At 72.3% G+C, this 20,329-nt stretch carries 12 protein-coding genes; 7 read left to right on the forward strand and 5 right to left on the reverse strand.

What is annotated here, in order from left to right; genetic code table 11:
- Positions 1-346: 346 nt before the first annotated feature.
- Positions 347-895, reverse strand: a complete 549-nt coding sequence (locus ACGFWE_RS25545; RefSeq protein WP_352391805.1) for a MarR family transcriptional regulator — start codon at positions 893-895, stop codon at positions 347-349.
- Between the two features lie 134 nt (positions 896-1,029).
- Between ACGFWE_RS25545 and ACGFWE_RS25550 the strand changes: the two genes are divergently transcribed.
- On the forward strand, positions 1,030-2,286 hold the full coding sequence (locus ACGFWE_RS25550) for an MFS transporter (RefSeq protein ID WP_393602006.1): 1,257 nt from the start codon (positions 1,030-1,032) through the stop codon (positions 2,284-2,286).
- Between the two features lie 11 nt (positions 2,287-2,297).
- Here ACGFWE_RS25550 and ACGFWE_RS25555 read toward each other — a convergent pair whose 3' ends face one another.
- A complete protein-coding gene (locus tag ACGFWE_RS25555; protein ID WP_352391807.1) occupies positions 2,298-3,941 on the reverse strand; it encodes a SpoIIE family protein phosphatase in 1,644 nt (547 codons plus the stop codon).
- Between the two features lie 221 nt (positions 3,942-4,162).
- Positions 4,163-5,542, reverse strand: a complete 1,380-nt coding sequence (locus tag ACGFWE_RS25560) for an NAD(P)/FAD-dependent oxidoreductase (RefSeq protein ID WP_352391808.1) — start codon at positions 5,540-5,542, stop codon at positions 4,163-4,165.
- Between the two features lie 374 nt (positions 5,543-5,916).
- Here ACGFWE_RS25560 and ACGFWE_RS25565 point away from each other — a divergent pair, with 374 nt between their 5' ends.
- Entirely contained in the window at positions 5,917-6,699 is a 783-nt protein-coding gene (locus ACGFWE_RS25565) for a helix-turn-helix domain-containing protein (RefSeq protein WP_352391809.1), read from the forward strand.
- Positions 6,700-6,956: 257 nt separating this feature from the next.
- Positions 6,957-8,915 (forward strand): sigma-70 family RNA polymerase sigma factor, encoded by a 1,959-nt coding sequence (locus ACGFWE_RS25570; RefSeq protein WP_393602009.1) that lies wholly within the window; start codon positions 6,957-6,959, stop codon positions 8,913-8,915.
- Here ACGFWE_RS25570 and ACGFWE_RS25575 read toward each other — a convergent pair.
- The gene (locus ACGFWE_RS25575) at positions 8,902-12,180 is read right to left on the reverse strand and encodes a BTAD domain-containing putative transcriptional regulator (RefSeq protein ID WP_393602011.1); all 3,279 of its coding nucleotides are present in this window, start codon (positions 12,178-12,180) and stop codon (positions 8,902-8,904) included. The genes ACGFWE_RS25570 and ACGFWE_RS25575 overlap by 14 nt on opposite strands.
- 248 nt (positions 12,181-12,428) lie before the next feature.
- Positions 12,429-14,516 carry an asparagine synthase-related protein gene (locus ACGFWE_RS25580; protein WP_352391812.1) on the reverse strand — a complete coding sequence of 696 codons (2,088 nt, stop codon included), beginning with the start codon at positions 14,514-14,516 and terminating at the stop codon, positions 12,429-12,431.
- Between the two features lie 681 nt (positions 14,517-15,197).
- On the opposite strand from ACGFWE_RS25580, the gene ACGFWE_RS25585 reads away from it, so the two are divergent.
- The 4 genes from ACGFWE_RS25585 to ACGFWE_RS25600 all read left to right on the forward strand — a co-directional run bounded on the left by ACGFWE_RS25585 (position 15,198) and on the right by ACGFWE_RS25600 (position 20,316).
- Positions 15,198-16,622: an MFS transporter gene (locus tag ACGFWE_RS25585; protein ID WP_352391813.1), complete on the forward strand. Its 1,425-nt coding sequence runs from the start codon at positions 15,198-15,200 to the stop codon at positions 16,620-16,622.
- A gap of 73 nt (positions 16,623-16,695) precedes the next feature.
- The gene (lhgO, locus tag ACGFWE_RS25590) at positions 16,696-17,916 is read left to right on the forward strand and encodes an L-2-hydroxyglutarate oxidase (protein WP_393602014.1); all 1,221 of its coding nucleotides are present in this window, start codon (positions 16,696-16,698) and stop codon (positions 17,914-17,916) included.
- An 87-nt stretch (positions 17,917-18,003) separates the two neighbouring features.
- Positions 18,004-18,885, forward strand: a complete 882-nt coding sequence (trmB, locus tag ACGFWE_RS25595) for a tRNA (guanosine(46)-N7)-methyltransferase TrmB (protein WP_393602016.1) — start codon at positions 18,004-18,006, stop codon at positions 18,883-18,885.
- 51 nt (positions 18,886-18,936) lie between these two features.
- Positions 18,937-20,316 carry a PrsW family intramembrane metalloprotease gene (locus tag ACGFWE_RS25600; protein WP_393602018.1) on the forward strand — a complete coding sequence of 460 codons (1,380 nt, stop codon included), beginning with the start codon at positions 18,937-18,939 and terminating at the stop codon, positions 20,314-20,316.
- Positions 20,317-20,329 lie beyond the last annotated feature (13 nt).

Below are 20,329 nucleotides of genomic sequence, written 5' to 3' on the forward strand. Positions count from 1 at the left end.
GCTTTCCAGGTTCCCGCTCTCGCGTTTCCCTTTCCGGCGGTTCCGACTCTATCAGATCCTTTCGGGCCTGATTCCCAGTCAGGGGGCTTGTCTTCCTGGCTGTTGGGCCGTTCCGACGTCGCAAACCTTAGCGGACTCTCGCTGCGGTCCCAAATCGAGGAGCCGCACCCAAATCGAATTGAATTCGGGCACACCGAATTCATCCCGGCTGGGAGATCGTTCTGATGGTTTGAGTGGCCGCTCTCGCGGCGGAGGCGCTACCGCAGAACCGTTACGGCCCCGTGGCAACCCGAAGAACTCTACGGATCCGCCAGGGGGCTGTCAAGCACCCTCTGTCAAGATCTTTTCAGTCGAGGTCGCTGAGTCGCCCGCCGGCGTCCGGCTGTGCGTGCTCCACCCTACGCAGGAGCCGGGTGAGAACGTCCCCGAGGGTGTTGCGCTCCTCCGCGGACAGGTCCTGGAGCAGGTCCTCCTCGAAGACCGTGGCGAGGCGCATCGCGTCCAGCCACTTCTCGCGGCCCTCGGCGGTCAGCTCCACGATCACCCGCACGCGGTTGGACTCGTCCCGCTCCCGGGTCACCAGTCCCTCGGCGAGCATGCGGTCGATCCGGTGGGTCATCGCCGCCGGCGTGAGGCCGAGGCGCTTGGCGAGGTCGCTGGGGCCCAACTGATAGGGGGACCCGGAGAGCACGAGCGCCTTGAGGACCTCCCACTCGGCGTTGCTGATGCCGAGGGCGGCGGTCTGACGGCCGTAGGCGACGTTCATACGGCGGTTCAGCCGGGAGAGCGCCGAGACGATCTGCTCGACCTGGGGGTCGAGGTCCTTGAACTCGCGCTGGTAGGCGGCGATCTGCTCTTCGAGCGTCGGCTCGGGGGCGCCGGGAGTCTCGGCCATGGCCGAAGTATGGCACGCAGCTGCTTTGCCTCGAAGTCCTTCAGTATGTACTCTTCAACTTCGAACTTTAGCTTTGAAGTCTTCACTCCTAACTAGTGAGAGAGGTGAACGTGACCAGGGCGAGGGGCGCAGCGATGCGTCGGATCCACGTGGGCAACGCGCTCAGCGCGTTCGGGCTCGGTTTCACCGTCCCCTACCTGTACGTCTATGTGGCGCAGGTGCGGGGCCTTGGGGCCATGACGGCGGGGCTGGTCCTCGCTGTCTTCGCCGTGGCGGCGTTGATCGTGCTGCCGTTCGCCGGACGGGCCATCGTCGGACGGGGCCCGCTGCCGGTGCTGCTCACCGCTCTGGTGACGGCCGCGGTCGGATCGCTGAGCCTCGGGCTCGCGGGCCACGCCTCCACCGTGCTGCTGTCCGCGGCCGCGCTCGGGGCGGGCCAGGCCGTGATGCAGCCGGCGCTGGCGACGATGATCGTGGACTGCTCCACCTCGGAGACCCGGTCGCGGGCCTTCGCGACGCAGTTCTTCCTGCAGAACCTCGGGCTCGGCGTCGGCGGTCTCATCGGCGGGCACCTCGTCGACACGTCGAGCGCGGCGTCCTTCACTGTGCTGTTCGCGATCGAGGCGGCGATGTTCCTGCTGCTGGTGGTCGTGATGGCGACCCTGCGGCTGCCGCACGCGCCGCGCATGGAGGCCGCGCCCACCCGGTCCGCCAAGGGCAGCTGGAAGCAGTTGCTCGGCAACCGGGCCATGGTGCAGCTGTGCGTGCTGGGCTTCGTGCTGTTCTTCGCCTGCTACGGACAGTTCGAGTCGGGCCTGAGCGCGTACGGCGTAGAGGCGGCCGGTATCTCCACGTCCGCGCTGGGCACTGCTCTGGCCGCCAATACCGCGATGATCGTGGTCGCGCAGTTCGCCGTGCTGAGGTTCGTCGAGCGGCGGCGGCGGTCCCGGGTGATCGCCCTGGTCGGACTCATCTGGGCCGTGGCATGGGTCACCGCCGGCTACGCCGGGCTCGGACACGGCAGCCCGGAGATGGCCACGGCCGCCTTCGTCTCGACGTACGCCTTGTTCGGACTGGGCGAGGCGATGCTGTCGCCGACGGTGGCGCCGCTGGTCGCCGATCTGGCGCCGGAGGGGATGGCGGGCCAGTACAACTCCGCCTTCGCCCTGGTGAAGCAGCTCGCCCTGGCCGTCGGTCCGGCGGTCGGCGGCCCGATGGGAGCCTCGCTGCACACGCCGTACATCGTGACGTTCCTGCTGTTCTCGCTGGGCATCACGTACCTGGCCGTTCGGCTGGGCAGGCAGCTGACCCCCGTACAGAACCAGCCGTCACTGAGCCGGAGCCGGGTGGTGGCCCAGGGTGGGAAGCGGCCGGAGTCCATCAGCGCCTGACCTGCACGGCGCTAGCCCTTCGGCAACACGAACTCGCACCACACCGCCTTTCCGCCCCCCGGCGTCCGCCGGGACCCCCAGTTCGACGCGATGGTCGCCACGATGGCGATCCCGCGGCCGGACTCGTCACCGGGTTCCGCGCGTCGGCGCCGGGGCAGGTGGTCGTCCCCGTCCGTGACCTCGACGATCAGTCGCCGGTCGGTGCGGCGCAGTCGTAGCCGCATGGGCGGGATTCCGTGCTGGAGCGAGTTGGCGACCAGTTCGCTCACGGCCAGCACACCCAGGTCGTGCAGCTCGACCGGGAACCGCCAGCTCGTCAGCACGCCGGAGGCGAACGCACGCGCGCGTGGAGCCGCCTCGACGCCGCCCAGCAGTTCCAGCGCGGCGTTGCGGAAGAGCTCGCTGTCGGGGCCCGTGTGGGCCGGGTGCTGGAGGACCATGACGGCCACGTCGTCGTCGTGTTCCGCTGTGACGCCGGCCGAGCGGATCAGTCGGTCGCACATCACCTGGGGGGTGCCGGTGGCGCCGGCCAGGGCGCGTTCCAGGGCCGCGATGCCCTCGTCGAGGTCTTCGTTGCGGCGTTCGACCAGGCCGTCCGTGTACAGGACGGCCGTGGAACCGGGACCGAGCGGGATGGAGCCCGAGGCGTGCATCCAGCCGCCGGTGCCGAGCGGCGGGCCGGTGGGTTCGTCGGCGCGCAGGACGACGCCGCTCTCGTCGCGGACCAGGATGGGCAGGTGCCCGGCCGAGGCGTAGACCAGCTTGCCCTCGTTCGGGTCGTGGATGGCGTAGACGCAGGTGGCGATCTGGTTGGCGTCGATCTCCATGGCGAGGCCGTCCAGGAGCTGGAGGATCTCGTGCGGCGGGAGGTCCAGGCGGGCGTAGGCCCTGACCGCCGTGCGGAGTTGGCCCATGACGGCTGCCGCGCGCACCCCGCGGCCCATGACGTCGCCGATGACCAGGGCCGTACGGCCGCCGCCGAGGGTGATGACGTCGTACCAGTCGCCGCCGACCGCGGCCTCCGTGCCGCCGGGGTGGTAGGTGGCGGCGACGCGCAGGTCGTCGGGTTCTTCGAGTTCCTGGGGGAGCAGGCTGCGCTGGAGGGTGACGGCGGTCTCGCGCTGGCGGCGCTCGCTGGCTCTGAGGCGCTCGGCGGCCTCGGCGTGGTCGGTGACGTCGGTCGCGAAGACGAGCACACCGCCGCCGCCACCGCCGCTGTTTCCTTCCGTCACCGGAGTGCAGGTGAAGGTGTAGGAGCGGCCGTCGGGGGCCTTGCGGGACTTGACCGTGCGCGGTTTGCCGCTGCGCAGGACCTGGTCGAGGAGAGGGAGGAGGCCGAGCTCGTGGAGCTCCGGGAGGGCTTCGCGGGCCGGTTCGCCGATGGGGCGCAGGCCGAAGGCGATCACGTAGGCGTCGTTGACGTAGGCGAGGCGGTGGTCGGGGCCGTGGACCAGGGCGACGAGGGCGGGGACACGGTCGAGGACTGCGCGTACGGGCAGTTCGTCCACGGCGGGGGCCGGCACGGTCAGTTGCTCGGCGCGGGCGGCGGGGACGGCGCCCTCGCTCAGGCGGTCATCGGTGACCAGGTCGTCGGTCCGCGCTGCGGCGCGGCGCTGCGTTCCGGGGAGGCGGGCGCTCCAGCGCGTGAAGTTCACGAATCCTTGCCTCGTGTCGTCGTCTTCGGCGTCTTCGGGCCGGCGCCGGGCCCGGCCGGGGGGCTGGGGGCGGCAGCCCGAGGGTGCAGCACGGTGGGAAAACCTCTGGGTTCGAGGGGCGGGCGGCTGCCCGTCCGAAGTCGGGCACCAGTCTGGCAGGGTGACCGACCCGGTCGACATCGGTCAGACGCCGGGGCGGTCCATGGAGTTCCTCGGTCCGGTCAGGACGACCCCTTCGGGTCGTTCGTCGGGTCGTGAGGATGCTTTCCACCGGCCGCGAGTTCGAACTCCGCTCGGGGATGTTCGAGTGAACCGAGAGAGACGATCTCCCTCTTGAAGAGTCCCGACAGGGTCCATTCGGCCAGGACCCGGGCCTTGCGGTTGAAGGTGGGGACCCTGCTGAGGTGGTAGACGCGGTGCATGAACCAGGCAGGGTAGCCCTTCAGTTTGCGTCCGTAGACGTACGCGACACCCTTGTGGAGGCCCAGGGAGGCCACCGAGCCGACGTACTTGTGGGAGTACGTCTCCAGGGGCTCGCCCCGCAGCGCGTGCGCGATGTTGTCGCCGAGGACCTTCGCCTGGCGTACGGCGTGCTGGGCGTTGGGGGCGGTCTCCGCGCCGGGCTCCTCGGCGGTGACGTCGGGGACGGCGGCCGCGTCTCCGGCCGCCCACGCGTGCGTGGTGCCCTCAACGGTGAGCTGGGGGGTGCATTTCAGCCGACCTCGCTCATTGAGCGGGAGGTCGGTGGCGGCGAGGAGCGGGCTGGGTTTCACGCCGGCGGTCCACACGACCGTACGGGTGGGAAAGCGGTTGCCGTCGCTGAGGACGGCGACGCGGTCCACGCAGGACTCCAGGCGGGTGTTCAGCCGTACGTCGATGTTGCGGCGGCGCAGTTGGCTGACCGTGTAGCGGCCCATGTCCTCGCCGACCTCGGGAAGGATGCGGTCGGAGGCCTCGACGAGGATCCACTTCATGTCCTCGGGGAGGACGTTGTGGTAGTAGCGCGCGGTGTAGCGGGCCATGTCCTCCAGCTCGCCGAGCGCCTCCACGCCCGCGTAGCCGCCGCCGACGAAGACGAAGGTGAGGGCCGCGTCGCGGATCGCGGGGTCGCGGGTGGAGGAGGCGATGTCCATCTGTTCGATGACGTGGTTGCGCAGGCCGATGGCCTCCTCGACCGTCTTGAACCCGATGCCGTGGTCGGCGAGTCCGGGGATCGGCAGGGTGCGCGCGATGGAACCCGGGGCGAGGACGAGTTCGTGGTACGCCAGCTGCTCGCCGCCCGTGTGCTCCTCCTCGGTGGCGAGGGTGGTGACGAAGGCCGTGCGTTTGGCGTGGTCGATCGCGGTGACCTCGCCGACGACGACGCGGCAGCGGTCGAGGACGCGGCGCAGCGGTACGACGACGTGGCGTGGGGAGATGTTTCCTGCGGCCGCTTCGGGCAGGAACGGTTGATAGGTCATGTACGGGTCGGGGGCGACGATGGTGATCTCGACTTCGCCCCGGTCGAGTTCCCGTTTCAGCTTGCGCTGCAGACGCAGAGCCGTGTACATCCCGACGTAGCCACCGCCGACAACCAGAATGCGCGCACGTTCCTTCACCATCCCATGACGCACCCGTCGCTTGAGTTTGTCCACAGCCTCGACAATTTGTGTGACCGGAAGTCGTCGGTGTGCCGGGCGGGCCCCCTCGCCGGAGGGCGCGGAGTATTCGCAGGTCAATGGGTGTGCGCCGGGCGGGCGGAGGGGGTGCAATCGGGGCGTTTGGCACCCGTACTCCGATCGGGGGGCGCTCCGTGCGGAACCTGCCCCTTCTGAATTGACCCCCACTCAACTATGTTCGTGTGTCGACGGGGTGTAGGGGGATGCGCTCCGGGTCCGCGACGGGCGGACTCGCGAAACGGGCTTGTTCCGCACGCTCCGGCTTTCGATGGCGGGGAGAGTCTCCGGGGGGAGACGTCATTACCGGGGGATTATTTATGCACATTCAGGACTCTCATTGGTCCACCGCGTCCACCATCGCACCCGGTGGCGGGGCGATGGGCGGCGCGATGGGTTCGGCGATGAGCGCGGCGGGCAACGGACGGGACGGATCGCGTTCGGCCCCGCTGCGCGTGGACGCACAGCGCAACCTGGAACACGTACTGCGCGCGGCGCGCGAGGTCTTCGGCGAGCTGGGTTACGGCGCGCCGATGGAGGACGTGGCGCGGCGCGCCCGGGTCGGTGTCGGCACGGTGTACCGGCGCTTCCCGAGCAAGGACGTCCTGGTCCGGCGGATAGCCGAGGAGGAGACCTCCCGGCTGACCGACCAGGCACGGGCGGCGCTCGGTCAGGAGGACGAGCCGTGGTCGGCACTGTCGCGCTTCCTGCGCACGTCGGTCGCGTCCGGTGCCGGGCGGCTGCTGCCGCCGCAGGTGCTGCGCGTCGGGGTCGCCGACGAGGTGTCCGACGGCTACGACGGGACGCGGGTGCCGCAGCAGCGGACGACGCCGGGCTCCGGCGAGCTGCGGCTGGTCTCGGAGGAGGCCCCGCTGATCGCCGCCGACGACGACGCCGGGGCGGCGGCGCTGCTGGAGGTCGTGGGCCAGCTCGTGGACCGGGCGCGGGCGGCCGGTGCGCTGCGCACCGACGTGTCGGTGTCGGACGTCCTGCTGGTGATCGCGACCGCGGCACCCTCGCTGCCGGACGCGGCGCAGCAGGCGGCGGCCTCGGCGCGGTTGCTGGACATCCTGCTGGAGGGGCTGCGGTCCCGACCGGTGTGACTCGAACGGGTGACAGCGGGGTGCGGTCGGCTGCCGACCGCACCCCGTACCGTTCCGGCGTCTTCCGAGTGCGTGATCCAACTCCCGCGGCGGCCGCGACAGTTGAGTCTTCCCCATATCGGTGATGCTCAGTACTGCCGTGCGGGAAGTCCCCACGGACGAGTGGATGCGCCGCACGCAGGGCACTGACCAAAAGCCAATATGGCACTCTGACCCGGTGTTGGGACTGGTTGGGCCGGCGGCGGGGGCATTCCGCGATGAGCGTTGACGGGCGGAACGAACCCCTCGGTGAGGGTGACGGGGAAGCCGGAGGCACCCCGCAGGTGCCGGGCCAGGGCGGCCGCGCGGGCATCCCGCAGGGTGGCATCCCGGCCCAGGGTGGCGAACCCGTCGAGGGCACCGTCCCCGCGCAGCGCGACCGGCGCGAGGACGGCGGTGTCCTGCCGCCGCCCCCGCAGATGCCACCGTCCGACGCCGGCCTCATCGAGCGGCTGCGCGCCGGCGACGACACGGCCTACGAGGCGCTCTACCGGCGCCACGCGGACGCGGTGCGCCGCTACGCCCGCACCTGCTGCCGCGACGGCCACACCGCGGACGACCTCACGGCCGAGGTCTTCGCCCGCGTCCTCCAGGCCGTACGCCGCGGCCACGGTCCCGAGCACGCCGTACGCGCCTATCTGCTCACCAGTGTCCGCCGCGTCGCCGCCGACTGGACGAAGTCGGCGAAGCGCGAGCAACTCGTCGACGACTTCGCGGTGTTCGCCGCCCAGGCCGCGCGCACCTCGGAGGTCTCCGACGACGACACCGTGGACCTCGGCGCCGACGTACACGCGATGCGCGTGGCCGAGCAGTCCATGGCCATGCAGGCCTTCCGGTCGCTGCCCGAGCGCTGGCAGGCCGTGCTGTGGCACACCGAGGTCGAGGACGAGTCGCCGAGCGAGGTCGCCACCCTCTTCGGGCTCGACGCCAACGGCACGCGCGTGCTGGCCAGCCGGGCCCGCGAGGGCCTCAAGCAGGCCTACCTCCAGGCCCACGTCAGCGCGAGCCTCGCCGGCGACGAGGAGTGTGCCCGCTACGCCGACCGGCTCGGCGCCTACGCCCGTGGCGGGCTGCGGACCCGTGCCGAACGGGGTCTGCGCAAGCACCTGGAGGAGTGCGCCAAGTGCCGGCTGGCCGCGGGCCAGATCAAGGAAGTCGCCGGTGGCATCCCCGCCGTCGTACCGATCGCGGTCATCGGCTGGTTCGGGGCCGCCGGGTACGCCAAGGCCGCCGGGCTCATCGCGGGCGGCGCCGGGGCCGGAGCGGCTGGTGTCGCGGGCGCGGCCGCCGCGGCGAGCGGGGGCTCCTCGGGCGGGGCGGGCGCAGGCGGCGCCGCGGCCTCGGAGGGGCTCGGCGCACCGGTGAAGGCCGGCATCGCGGCCGGTGTGGTCGCCGTGGCCGCCGCCGCGGTGGCGCTCGCGCTGATCGGCGACGACAGCCCGGCCAGGAAACCGGATGCCAAGCCGCCGGCATCGGCACCGGTGGTCGAACCGGCCAACCCCTCGCCCAGGCCTTCCCCGAACAGGCCCGACCCCCCGGTGGTCCCGGTCGCGGCGGTCGCAGCATCCCCGACCCCGCCACCGACACCGACTTCGACACCAACAGCGACCCCCACGCCCACACCGCCCACGAAGGGCACCCCGGCTCCTACGCCGACCCCCACCCCGCAACCGACACCGCCCCCGAAGCCCACCCCCACTCCCACCCCCACACCGCCGCCGACTCCCCCGGCTCCCGCCCCGCCGGCCGTCTACCAGTGGAGCGAGCTGGCCTACAACGTCTCGGGCGACGGCAGCGAGCCCGAGATGCGGATCGGCGAGAGCAGCTGGGTGTGGCAGCGCTACGGCGTCTCGATCGCCGACCGGACGTACGCCCACGGCGTGACCGTGCACGGCCGCTCCTCCGTCACGATCGACCTCAACCGCACCTGCTCCTCCTACGACGCGATGGCCGGCGTCGACGACATGACGCTGGGCCTCGGCAAGGTCTCCTTCTCCGTGTACGCCGACGGGGTCCGGCTGTGGAGGTCCGGGCTGGTCGAGGGCGGTGACCCGGCCGTGCCCGTCCATGTGAACCTCGCCGGGCACAGGACCGTACGGCTGGTGGTCGAGCCGCACAGCCCCTTCGACGACCTGACGCTCGCGGACTGGGCGGAGTCGAGGTTCAGGTGTTCATGAGGCGCCGCGCCCGCGCCACCTCGTCGAGCTCGGCGAGGGCCTCGTCCGGGGTGAGAGCCGTGCCCCGGGCGTGTTCCGCCGCGTAGCGCACGGGGCCGAGGCCGGTACGGGCGTCGGCCTGGGCGCGCTCCACCTCCACGCACTCGGGGTGGGGACGCGGGTAGCCGCCGCGCCACCGCTCGGCGGCGGCGATCAGCCGGACCGCGCGCGAGAGGTCGCCGAGGTCGCAGAGCAGGACCGCCGCGCCGTCCACGAGTGTCGCCACGACCATGTCGGAACACCGCTTCTCGATCGCCTCCCGGACGGTGTCCGCCACCAGGGGCAGGCCATGGGCCGGGCCCGACTCGGCGGCCGTCACCATCGCGGCGATCGACTTCACCATTACCGCGAACTGGGGCGGCGAGGCGGACTGGCCGACCTGCTCGCGCACCGCGTCGACCAACTCACGCGCGCGGGCGGTGTCCTTGTCCTCCAGGGCGATGTGAGCCCGCATCATCCTGACGAACGCCCGGGTCTCCGGGACGCCGTACAGGTCGCCGGCGGCGCTCGCCTCGTCCAGGGTGGTCAGCGCGGTGGCGCGGTCGCCCATGCGGTAGGCGACCTCGGCGAGCCGGGCGACGAGGAACGGCGTCTCGGCGTACGCCCCCACCTCGTGGGCGAGGCGCAGTGACTCCTCGTACTCCTCCTTGGCCTCGGCCGAGCGGCCGCGGGCCATGGCCGCCTCGCCGGCCGCACTGCAGACCTGTGCGCGAAGCCAGCGGTCGCCCACGCGGCGGCTCAGCATCCGGAGTTCCGCCAGGTCGTCGTCCACACCGGCCATGCCGCCCGGGGAGTCGACCACGAGGTGGGTGCGGAACATCAGGGCGACGGCGACGGCCCAGCCGTCGCCGTGGGTCCGGCAGTGGGCGACGCAGGTGTCCATCATGGGGCGGATGTCCACCGGATCCTTCAGCGTGAGGCTGATCATGGGCCAGACGATGCCGGGGAGTCGGGCCGCGTCGGGGCCGCCCTGCGCGAAGTGGTTCTGGACGAGTTCCACATAGCGGTGGAGGCGGGGGTCCGGGTCGCCGTCCATGGACTCTGTCTCGGACTTGAGGAAGAGATGGAGCATGCGCAGGTTCATCCGCAGGCGGTGTGCCGGGTGGTGCGTCTCGGTGTCCGCGGTGGCGAGATATGCGTCGACCGGATCCTCGGCCTCACGGTCGGACGTTGTCGGGTGCGGGTCCTTCAGGGCGGCCCCCCTGTCCAGGGCGGCCCCGAGGCGCAGGACGCCTTCCACCCAGGTCACGCCCTCGCGGCGGTAGTTGCGCAGCCACCAGAACCAGCCCATGCCGAGCGCGAGAGCAGCGGCCTGCGTCTCGTCGCCCGCGCCGAGCGTGCGGTCGAAGGCCGCGCGGATGTTGTCCAGCTCGGTCTCCAGGCGGGAGATCCACGGGAGTTGCCCGGCCGAACGCAGCTGTGGTTCCGCCTCCTCGACGAGGGCACGCGCCCACGCGCGGTGCCGGAGCTCGGCGGCGGCGCGCAGCTCGGGGCACTCGGCGGCGCGCTCCACGGCGTACTCGTGGATGGTCTCCAGCATGCGGTAGCGCATGCCGTCCGAGCCGTCGCGCTCGCTCGGGGTGGCCACGATCAGGGACTTGTCCACGAGTGCGCCGAGGAGCTCGGCGGCCGGCCCGGTGCACACCGCCTCCGCCGCCTCCAGCTCCCAGCCGCCCGCGAACACCGACACCTCGCGCAGCAGGGTTCGCTCCGGCTCGTCGAGCAGGTCCCAGGACCAGTCGACGACGGCCCGCAGGGTCTGCTGGCGGGGCAGCACGGTACGACTGCCGGAAGTGAGCAGCCGGAAGCGGTCGTCGAGCCGGTCGGCGATCTGACGAGGGGTCAGTACCCGTAGCCGGGCGGCGGCGAGCTCGATACCGAGGGGCAGCCCGTCGAGACGCCGGCAGATCTCGGCGACGGCCTCCTTGTCGGCGAGCACGGCGTCCGTGTCGGGGCGGACGGCGGCGGCGCGCTCGGCGAAGAGACGGTGGGCCTGGTCGGGCAGGAGGGGCTCGACCGGGCGCACGGACTCGCCCGGCACGCCCAGGGGTTCACGGCTGGTGGCGAGAACGGTGAGCCCCGGGCAGCGGGTGAGGAGGGTCTCCGCGAGGTGGGCCGCCGCCTCGATGACATGTTCGCAGTTGTCAAGGATCAGGAGTTGGCTGCGCGGGGCGCAGTACTCGACGAGCAGGCCGAGCGGGTCGTCCTGCGGGGCCGTCAGCTCGGTGGTCATGAGCACGGTCTCGCGCAGACCGAGCGCGCTGACCACCGCGCCGGGCACCGCCTCCGGCCGGTCGAGCGGGGCGAGCTCGACGAGCCACGCCTGCGGGAGCCCGGCGGCGGCTTCCTCGGCGAGACGGGTCTTTCCGGATCCGCCCGGTCCGGTGAGGGTGACGAGGCGGGCCCTGTGCAATTCGGAACGGATGGCGTCGAGCTCGGGTTCCCGGCCCACGAAAGAGGTAAGACGCGGACGGATGTTGCCGGTGCGTTCGGCGCGGGGGTGGGTGAGAGGGACCGTGAGCAGCTCGCGGTGCAGATCTCGCAACTGCGGGCCCGGATCGGTGCCGAGGCCGTCGGCGAGGGCGCGGCGGGCGCGCTCGTAGGCGGCGAGGGCATCGGCACCCCGGCCGCTGTCGCGCAGGGCGCGGATGAGCAGAACGTGCAGCGGTTCGTCGTACGGATGCGCTCCGGTCAGCTCCTTCAGCTCCGGTAGGACGTCCTGGGCCCGGCCGAGCAGCAGATCCGCCTCGATGCGGGCCCGGATGGCCTCCGTGCGCAGGGCCTCGGGGCGGGTCGCGGCGGTGCGGTCGGGGAGGTCGGCGAGGGCGTCACCGCGCCACAGGGCCAGGGCGGCGGTGAGTTCCCGGCCGGCCGTGAGCGCGTCGCCGCGTGCCAGGGCTGCGGTTCCTCGCCGTACGAGCTGTTCGAAGACATACAGATCCACGTCGTCCTCGCCGGCGGCCAGCCGGTACCCACCCGGGCCGGACACGATTGCGTCCCTGCCGACGGTACGACGCAGCCGTCCGACGAGAGCCTGGAGCGCGGCCGGGGCGTCCTGCGGCGGCTCCTCACCCCACACCTCGTCGATCAGCGTCTCGACGCTCGCGGCACGGCCGGGGCGCAGGGCGAGGGCGGCGAGCAGGGCACGAAGACGCCGGCCACCGAGGGGTATGACGGTGCCGTCGTCGTCCGTTGCCTGGGTGACCCCCAGAATCCTGTACCGCACCGGTTCATTGTCACCGGGTTCAGGGGGATGGCTGTGCCTTTTACCCAGGGTGCCGGGTCAGGTTGTCGGGCGGCTGCGGGCCCGTGGGGGCTGGTCGCGCAGTTCCCCGCACCCCTAGGGGGTCGCAGTCACCTGCGCCAGGAGGGACACCCTCTGCCCCGGAGCCAAGCGGGCCGCCGCAGGCATCCAGGGGCGCGGGGAACTGCGCAAAAACGCCCGCCCCCACCGAGCCCGCGGACGAACACCGCTCAACCGCCGGAGGCCCCCGCCCCCAACGCCCCCCGCTGCGGCCGAATCCCCGCCGGCACCGCACGCGCGCGTGCCGGGGTTCCCGTCCAGCACGTGCCCCGGCGGGCCAGCAGCCGTCCCAGCCACAGCTCCAGGGAGACCAGGTCCGCCAGCCCGTCCAACGGCAGCGGTTCGCCCTCCGCCGCCGCGCGGAGCGCCTTGCGGACCACCCGGGCCTCCACCAGCCCCGCCTGCGCCAGCAGCGGCGTGCTGAACAGGGACATCAAGGAGTCCGCCGCCACCCGCAGCCCCGTACGGGTCGCCGCGGCCGTGGAGGCGTGGGACGGGGCGCCCCAGCCCGGCGGGAGGTCGGAGACACCGGCGCCCTCCAGGACCGTACGGAGGATCTCCGCACGGGCCCCCGGCCGGACCCGCAGCGCCTCGGGCAGGGCCCGGCAGGCCCGCACCACCTGGTTGTCCAGGAACGGCGCGTGCAGCCGCTGGGAGCGAATCTCCACGGCCTGCTCCAGGACGCGCAGATCGGACGCGGAACGCGCGAGCGCCGCACGCGCGCGGAAGTCGCCGGGATGCTGCCCCGGACCCACCCCGGACCGGTGCGTGGCCCCCTGCAGGCGAACCGATACTTCAGCCAGCGCCTCACCGGTCAGCCACCGCGCCGCAGGACCCGGTCTGGCCCAGGTGAGCGCGGCGAGAGAGGCCCCCACCGCGCCCCCGGGCTCGTCGAAACGCTGGTGCATGAGCCGGTCGGCCAGCATCTCCAGACCGACCCGGTACGGCGTACGGGCCAGTCGCCGCGCGGCGCCGTACACACGCGCGGGGACGAGCACCGAACCGTCCGCCTTGGTCAGGGCGGCCACCGGCCGGACCAGATGGCGCCGCTTGCGGTCCATCAGCAGGTCCGCGAGGCGTGCCGGATGCGCGTCGAGCACCTGCCGGGCCCCGTACCCCGTGAAGTGGTCGGCGCTGCCCGCGGCCAGCCGGGCACGGTGCCGTGCGGCCGTCACCAGGCACGGCCCGGGCTCGTCGGTCAGGGGTCCGTCCAGTTCGGCGTACGGAAGCGTCTCCTCGCCACCGGTCACCACCACGTGGTGCAGCCGGGGGTTCGCCGCGAGCGTCCCCGCCCGCTCCAGCTCGGCCTCCCGGCCGCCCACGGCGAGGTCGTTGAAGGTGACCGCGAGCAGCCGCTCGCCGGCCCCGGTGCCGTGTCCGAGGACGGTCCCCGGCATGCCCGGAAGCCCGGCGGCCAGCAGGGCGAGCGTGCCCGACGCGGGCCCCCCGGACAGGTCGGCCCCGATCCCCGGTACGGGCATCCCGCGCGCGGCACGGCGTTCGGCGGGCCCCATGCCGGGCACCGGGCCGGGGTCGATGTCGGGCACGTGCCGGGGCGCGGACAGCCGGGCCCGCACGGCCTCGACGAGCGCGTCCCGCACCGCGTCGACCGCGCTGTCCGCGTCGGCGGTGGGCGCGGCGACCGCGAGGGAGGCGACCGGCTCGTAGCCGGCGATCTCGCGGGCGCCGTTGCGCAGGATCAGGGCGTGCCCCGGCGGAATGCGCCGTACGCCCTCGTAGGGCGTGGAGTCGTGGAGCGCGGCCGGTACGTCGGGGGCGGCGAGCAGCGCGGCGAGGTGCCCGAAGTCGAGGTTGGCCTCGATGAGGTCGGCGAGGGGCAGGGCTGCGGTCGCGTAGGCGGTACCGCCGGCCCAGGGCGTGTGGAACACCGGCCGGGCGCCCGCCAGGTCGCCGCCCACGGTGATCCGGCGGCCCACCTGGACCACCGCCGTGTACGCCCCCGACCAGGCCGTCAGATGCCGAAGTGCCCCTCCGCGCGCGGCGAGCAGTCCGATCCGCAGCTGCTCGTCGGAGGCTCCGCAGGTGCCGAGGACCGCGATCCGGGTCTGCGGGTCGACCGTGAGCACGCGCACCTCGTCGGGGCGCCAGTCGCCGACCGCCCACAGCGGATCCGGGTCACCCCACAGCAGGTGGGAACCCACCGGGTGCACGGTCTCGCCGTCGCTGCCGGTCGCCCCCGCCGCACCGATCTGGGACACGCCCGCGGCGGTGCTGCTCCATCCCACCAACCACCGCATCGACGCCTCCACAGGCTGTGGACAACCAGTGCACCGTTCGAACCGGTCACCATGCTGCCATGAAGGAAGCGTGCCGGAGGGCCGGTGGAGCCGCTTGGGATGCGGGGAACGCGCCCCCGGGAACACCCGCGTACGCCTGCGAACACCCGCACGGGGCAAGGGGAGTGCGACGCGAATGCGCCCCCGATACGCTCCCCAAAAACGCCTAACGCGCCCTCAACTGCCATGGTAGGAGGGCTGACAGCCCACAGGAACGGGGTCGATTTTCGGCCAAATCGGCGGCATCGAAGCAGGCTTGCGCACGCTCCGTACACGTCCGCGCGCCGCACGACAGGCGCGCAGCCCGGGAGACGCCACTTCGCCCCCCGGGCCGGTCCGCCGCCCGCGGGGATGTAGGCGGCGGTGTCCCCCAGCCCACTGGATCCAGTACAGCGGGCCGACCCACGCAGCATCCATGGAAGCGCTCCCCCGGTGGCCGGAGAAGAGCGCACGGACAGGCGCACGGCCACACAACGGGAGCACGACGCAACTGCGCGTATCGGACCCGTACTTCAGTACGGACCACAATCCCGCCATCCGGAACAATGCCCCTTAACGCTTGGGATGCGGCGAACTACGCTGGGTTTACGAATGCCGCGTGGTTATGCCAGCGCGGCAGCCGTCTGTGTCGAGGGGTGGCGCATGTCCAGGGAGCAACGCGGGCCGAACGAAAAACTCGGCGCCGTTCTCGCCCTCGCGGGAATCAGCAACGCAGGACTCGCGCGTCGCGTCAACGATCTTGGCGCTCAACGCGGGTTGACTCTTCGCTACGACAAGACGTCGGTGGCGCGCTGGGTGTCGAAGGGGATGGTGCCACAGGGCGCTGCGCCGCACCTCATCGCCGCCGCCATCGGCCAGAAACTCGGCCGCCCGGTGCCGCTCCACGAGATCGGCCTGGCGGACGCGGATCCCGCGCCGGAGGTGGGCCTCGCCTTCCCCAGGGACGTCGGACAGGCCGTCAGGTCGGCCACGGAGCTCTACCGTCTCGACCTCGCCGGCCGCCGGTCCGGCGCGGGCGGCATCTGGCAGTCCCTCGCCGGTTCCTTCGCGGTGAGCGCATACGCAACGCCCGCCTCACGGTGGCTGATAACCCCGGCCGACAGCTCGGTCGCGCGCGAGGTGAACCACTCCGAGGGCTCCGGCGCACCGCTCAAAGTCGGCCACAGCGATGTGCAGAAGCTGCGGGAGGCCGCCGAGGACGCCAGGCGCTGGGACTCCAAGTACGGGGGCGGCGACTGGCGTTCCTCCATGGTGCCCGAGTGCTTACGGGTGGAGGCGGCACCGCTGCTGCTCGGCGCGTACACCGACGAGGTGGGCCGGGCCCTGTTCGGCGCCTCCGCCGAACTGACCCGGCTCGCGGGCTGGATGGCTTTCGACACGGGACAGCAGGAGGCCGCGCAGCGGTACTACATCCAGGCGCTGCGGCTGGCCCGCGCGGCCGCCGACGTCCCCCTCGGGGGCTATGTACTGGCGTCGATGTCGTTGCAGGCGACCTACCGGGGCTTCGGCGACGAGGGCGTCGATCTCGCGCAGGCCGCGCTGGAGCGCAACCGGGGGCTGGCGACCGCCCGCACCATGAGCTTCTTCCGGCTCGTCGAGGCACGGGCACACGCGCGTGCGGGTGACGCCGCCGCGGCCGGGGCGGCGCTCAAGGCGGCCGAGGGGTGGCTGGAGCGGTCCCGGGACGGGGACAACGATCCGTCGTGGCTGGGCTTCTACTCGTACGACCGCTTCGCCGCCGACGCGGCCGAGTGCTACCGCGACCTGAAGGCACCGCGTCAGGTCCGCCGCTTCACGGAGCAGGCGCTGTCGAAGCCGACGGAGGAGTTCGTACGCTCGCACGGGCTGCGGCTCGTCGTCTCCGCGGTCGCCGAGCTCGAGTCGGGCAACCTGGACGCGGCGTGCGAGCAGGGCGTGCGGGCGGTGGAGGTCGCGGGGCGCATCTCCTCGGCCCGTACCACCGAGTACGTGAAGGACCTTCTGCACCGGCTGGAGCCGTACGGGGACGAGCCCCGGGTGGTGGAGCTCAGGGAGCGGGCCCGGCCGCTGCTGATGGCGCCGGCTTGAGCCCCGGACGGCGGCACCGCCCCCCGCGTTTGAAGTGACTGTCAGTGGTGCAGTGCACTATCGGGGGTGGGAGGTGGTGCAGGTGCTGTCCGGGATCGCTTACGACTGTGACGTGCTCGTGATCGGTGGGGGCATTGTCGGGTTGTCCACGGCGTATGCGATCACGCGTGGCGCGCCCGGCACTCGGGTCGTCGTGCTGGAGAAGGAGGCGGGGCCCGCTCGGCATCAGACCGGGCGCAACAGCGGGGTGATCCACAGCGGGATCTACTACCGGCCGGGCTCGCTCAAGGCGCGGTACGCGGTGCGGGGCGCCGCCGAGATGGTCAAGTTCTGCGCGGAGTACGGCATCGCTCACGCCGTCACCGGCAAGCTGATCGTCGCGACCGAGCGCAGTGAGCTGCCCCGGCTGCACGGGCTGGTGCAGCGCGGCCGGGAGAACGGCATTCCGGTGCGGGAACTGGGCGGCGCCCAGATCGCGGAGTACGAACCCGAGGTGGTGGGGCTCGCCGCGATACACGTCGGGACGACCGGGGTGTGCGACTTCGTCGGGGTCGCGCGGCAGCTGGCCGAGTCGTCGGGTGCGGAGATCCGGTACGGCGCCGAGGTGCGGCGGATCGACCGGCGCCCGGAGCTCGGGGTCGCCGTGCAGACGGTTGCGGGGGACGTCGTACGGGCGCGGGTGCTGGTGAACTGCGCCGGGCTGCACTGTGACGAGATCGCCCGGCTGACCGGGGATGAGCCGGGGATGCGGATCGTGCCGTTCCGGGGGGAGTACTACTCGCTGGCGCGGCCCGAGCTGGTGCGGGGGCTGGTGTATCCGGTGCCGGATCCGGCGTTTCCGTTCCTCGGGGTGCATCTCACGCGCGGGATCGACGGAGGGGTGCACATCGGGCCCAACGCGGTGCCGGCACTGGCCCGGGAGGGATACGACTGGGGGACCGTACGGCCCCGGGAGCTCGGCGCGACGCTGGCGTGGCCGGGGTCCTGGCGGATAGCCCGGCGGCACTGGCGCTACGGCACGGGGGAGCTGCGGCGGTCGGTGTCGCGGAGGGCGTTCACCACGGCGGTGCGGCGGCTGCTGCCCGCTGTCACGCCGGACGACCTGGTGCCTTCGGCGGCCGGGGTGCGGGCGCAGGCGGTCCTGCGGGACGGGACGCTGGTGGACGACTTCCTGATCCGTGAAGGGCCGCGGTCGGTACACGTCCTGAACGCACCCTCACCAGCGGCAACAGCGTCCCTCCCGATCGGCCGAGAGGTGGCCCGACGGGCCCTGGAGGCGCTGCGCTCGGCGTGACGGGGCCGGCGTGGCCCTCCGGACGTGACGGCCGGAACATCCCTGAGCCGCATTCCTCCCCGCGGTCACCGTAAAATCGACCCCACTGTGTCTGACTCCCTCAACGCCTCCGAAGCCCCCCGCTCCCGGCCCCCCGCCTCCGGCGAGTCCGTTCGGCATGTTTCCGGGGTGTCCGTGCGGCACAGCCGGGCCAAGGGGGAGCCACGGTTTCCCGATGGGCCCAGTGCTGATCCCGCGGGGTCGCACTTCGAGCGGCGGATCCGGAGTTTCCAGCCGCGGCGGAGCCGGGTGACGGCGGGGCAGGCGGACGCGTTGCAGCGGCTGTGGCCCACGTGGGGGCTCGACATCGACGGGCAGCACACGATCGACCTCGGTGAGATGTTCGGGAACGACCGTCCCGTCGTGCTGGAGATCGGGTTCGGGATGGGTGAGGCCACCGCGCAGATGGCCGCCGCCGACCCCGACACCAACATCCTCGCCGTCGACGTGCACACCCCGGGCCAGGGCAACCTGCTCAATCTCGCCGAGCAGCAGAAGCTGTCCAACATCCGGGTCGGCAACGGCGACGCCATCATCCTGCTGCGCGAGATGCTCGGCGAAGACTCGCTCGACGGACTGCGCGTGTACTTCCCCGACCCCTGGCCCAAGAAGCGACACCACAAACGGCGGCTGATCCAACCCGAGTTCCTGGACCTGGCCGCGACCCGCCTGCGGCCCGGCGCGCTGGTGCACTGCGCGACCGACTGGGAGCCGTACGCCGAACAGATGCTCGACGTACTCACCGCGCACCCGGCCTTCGAGAACACCCGGACCGGCGGCGGTTTCGCGGCGCGTCCGGAGTTCCGGCCGCTGACCCGTTTCGAGGGACAGGGACTGGAGAAGGGACATGTCGTGAACGACCTGCTGTTCCGCCGCGTACAGCACGGCGACCGACCCGACCGACCCGACCAGTCCCCCACCGGCGCCTGAGCATCCCGCCCCGCCTGCGGGCGGCGCCTCTGTCTCGTTAAGGTCGATGCCGTGGCCACCTTTCCCCCGTATCCGACGTACTCCGGTGACCCCACCGGTGGCGGTGCACTGCGGCATGCGCACTGGTGGCAGCGGAAGTGGGTGCGCTACGGCGCGCTCATCACCCTCCTCACCCTGTCCGGGCTCGTCATCCTCGCCCTGGTCCGTCAACAGACCGGTACCGAGGGGTTCCTGGTCGGCCTGGGGCTCGCCGTCCTGCCCGTACCGCTGCTCATAGCCGCGTTCCGCTGGCTCGACCGCGTCGCACCGGGGCCCTGGCGCAATCTGCTGTTCGCCTTCGCCTGGGGCGCCTGCGCGGCCGCGCTGATAGCGATCATCGCCAACAGCTTCGCGACGAAGTGGATAGCGACGGCGACCGCCGACCCGTCCGGCGCGGACACCCTCGGCGCGACCGTGATAGCGCCGATCGTCGAGGAGTCCGCCAAGGCCGCCGCCGTACTGCTCGTCTTCCTGTTCCGCAGACGGGACTTCACCGGGATCGTCGACGGCGTGGTGATAGCGGGGGTCACCGCCACCGGCTTCGCCTTCACCGAGAACATCCTCTACCTCGGCACCGCCTTCGGCACCGACCAGCTCACCGGTGACCGCGGCATCGCCTCGGTCACCGCCGCGACCTTCTTCGTGCGTGTCGTCATGTCGCCGTTCGCGCACCCCTTGTTCACCGTCCTGACCGGCATCGGCTTCGGCATCTCCGCGCTGTCGGCGGAACGCCAGCACGTACGGCGGGTTCTCGTCCCGCTGTCCGGACTGCTGCTCGCGATGGGCATGCACGCGACGTGGAACGGCTCGTCGACATTCGGGGAGTACGGCTTCTTCGCGGTGTACGCGATGTTCATGGTGCCGGCGTTCGCGCTGCTGACCTGGCTGGTCATCTGGACACGGCAGCGGGAGCTGAAGACCGTGCGCGAGGAGCTGCCCGCGTACGCCGTCGCCGGGTGGCTGACGCCGACCGAGCCCCATGTGCTGGGCTCGATGCGGGCGCGGCGGGTGGCGCGGGACTACGCGCGGCGGCAGTTCGGCGGGCGGACCGCGGCGCGGGCGGTCTCGCAGTACGAGGCGTACGCGACGTCGTTGGCGTTCCTGCGGCGCCGGGGGCGGCTCGGGCGGGCGAACGCGGACTTCGTCGTACGGGAGCGGGAGTTGCTGCACGAGCTGTGGCGGCGGCGGGATGTCGCGCGGCCCGCGCTGGACCACGCGGCCCGGATCACGGCACCGCCGGTACCGGTGGCCGCGCCGCCCTGGCCGGTGTACGGGGCGTACGGATACGCCCCTCACCCGGCCCGGCCGACGCACCACGGCCACCCCGGCCAGCCGACGCCCCCGGTCCACCCGACGGTGCCGTACCCCGCCTACAACCCGTACCGCACATAGACCGTGCGGCGGA

Source organism: Streptomyces sp. NPDC048523 (assembly GCF_043199815.1).
In the GTDB taxonomy this organism is placed as follows: domain Bacteria; phylum Actinomycetota; class Actinomycetes; order Streptomycetales; family Streptomycetaceae; genus Streptomyces.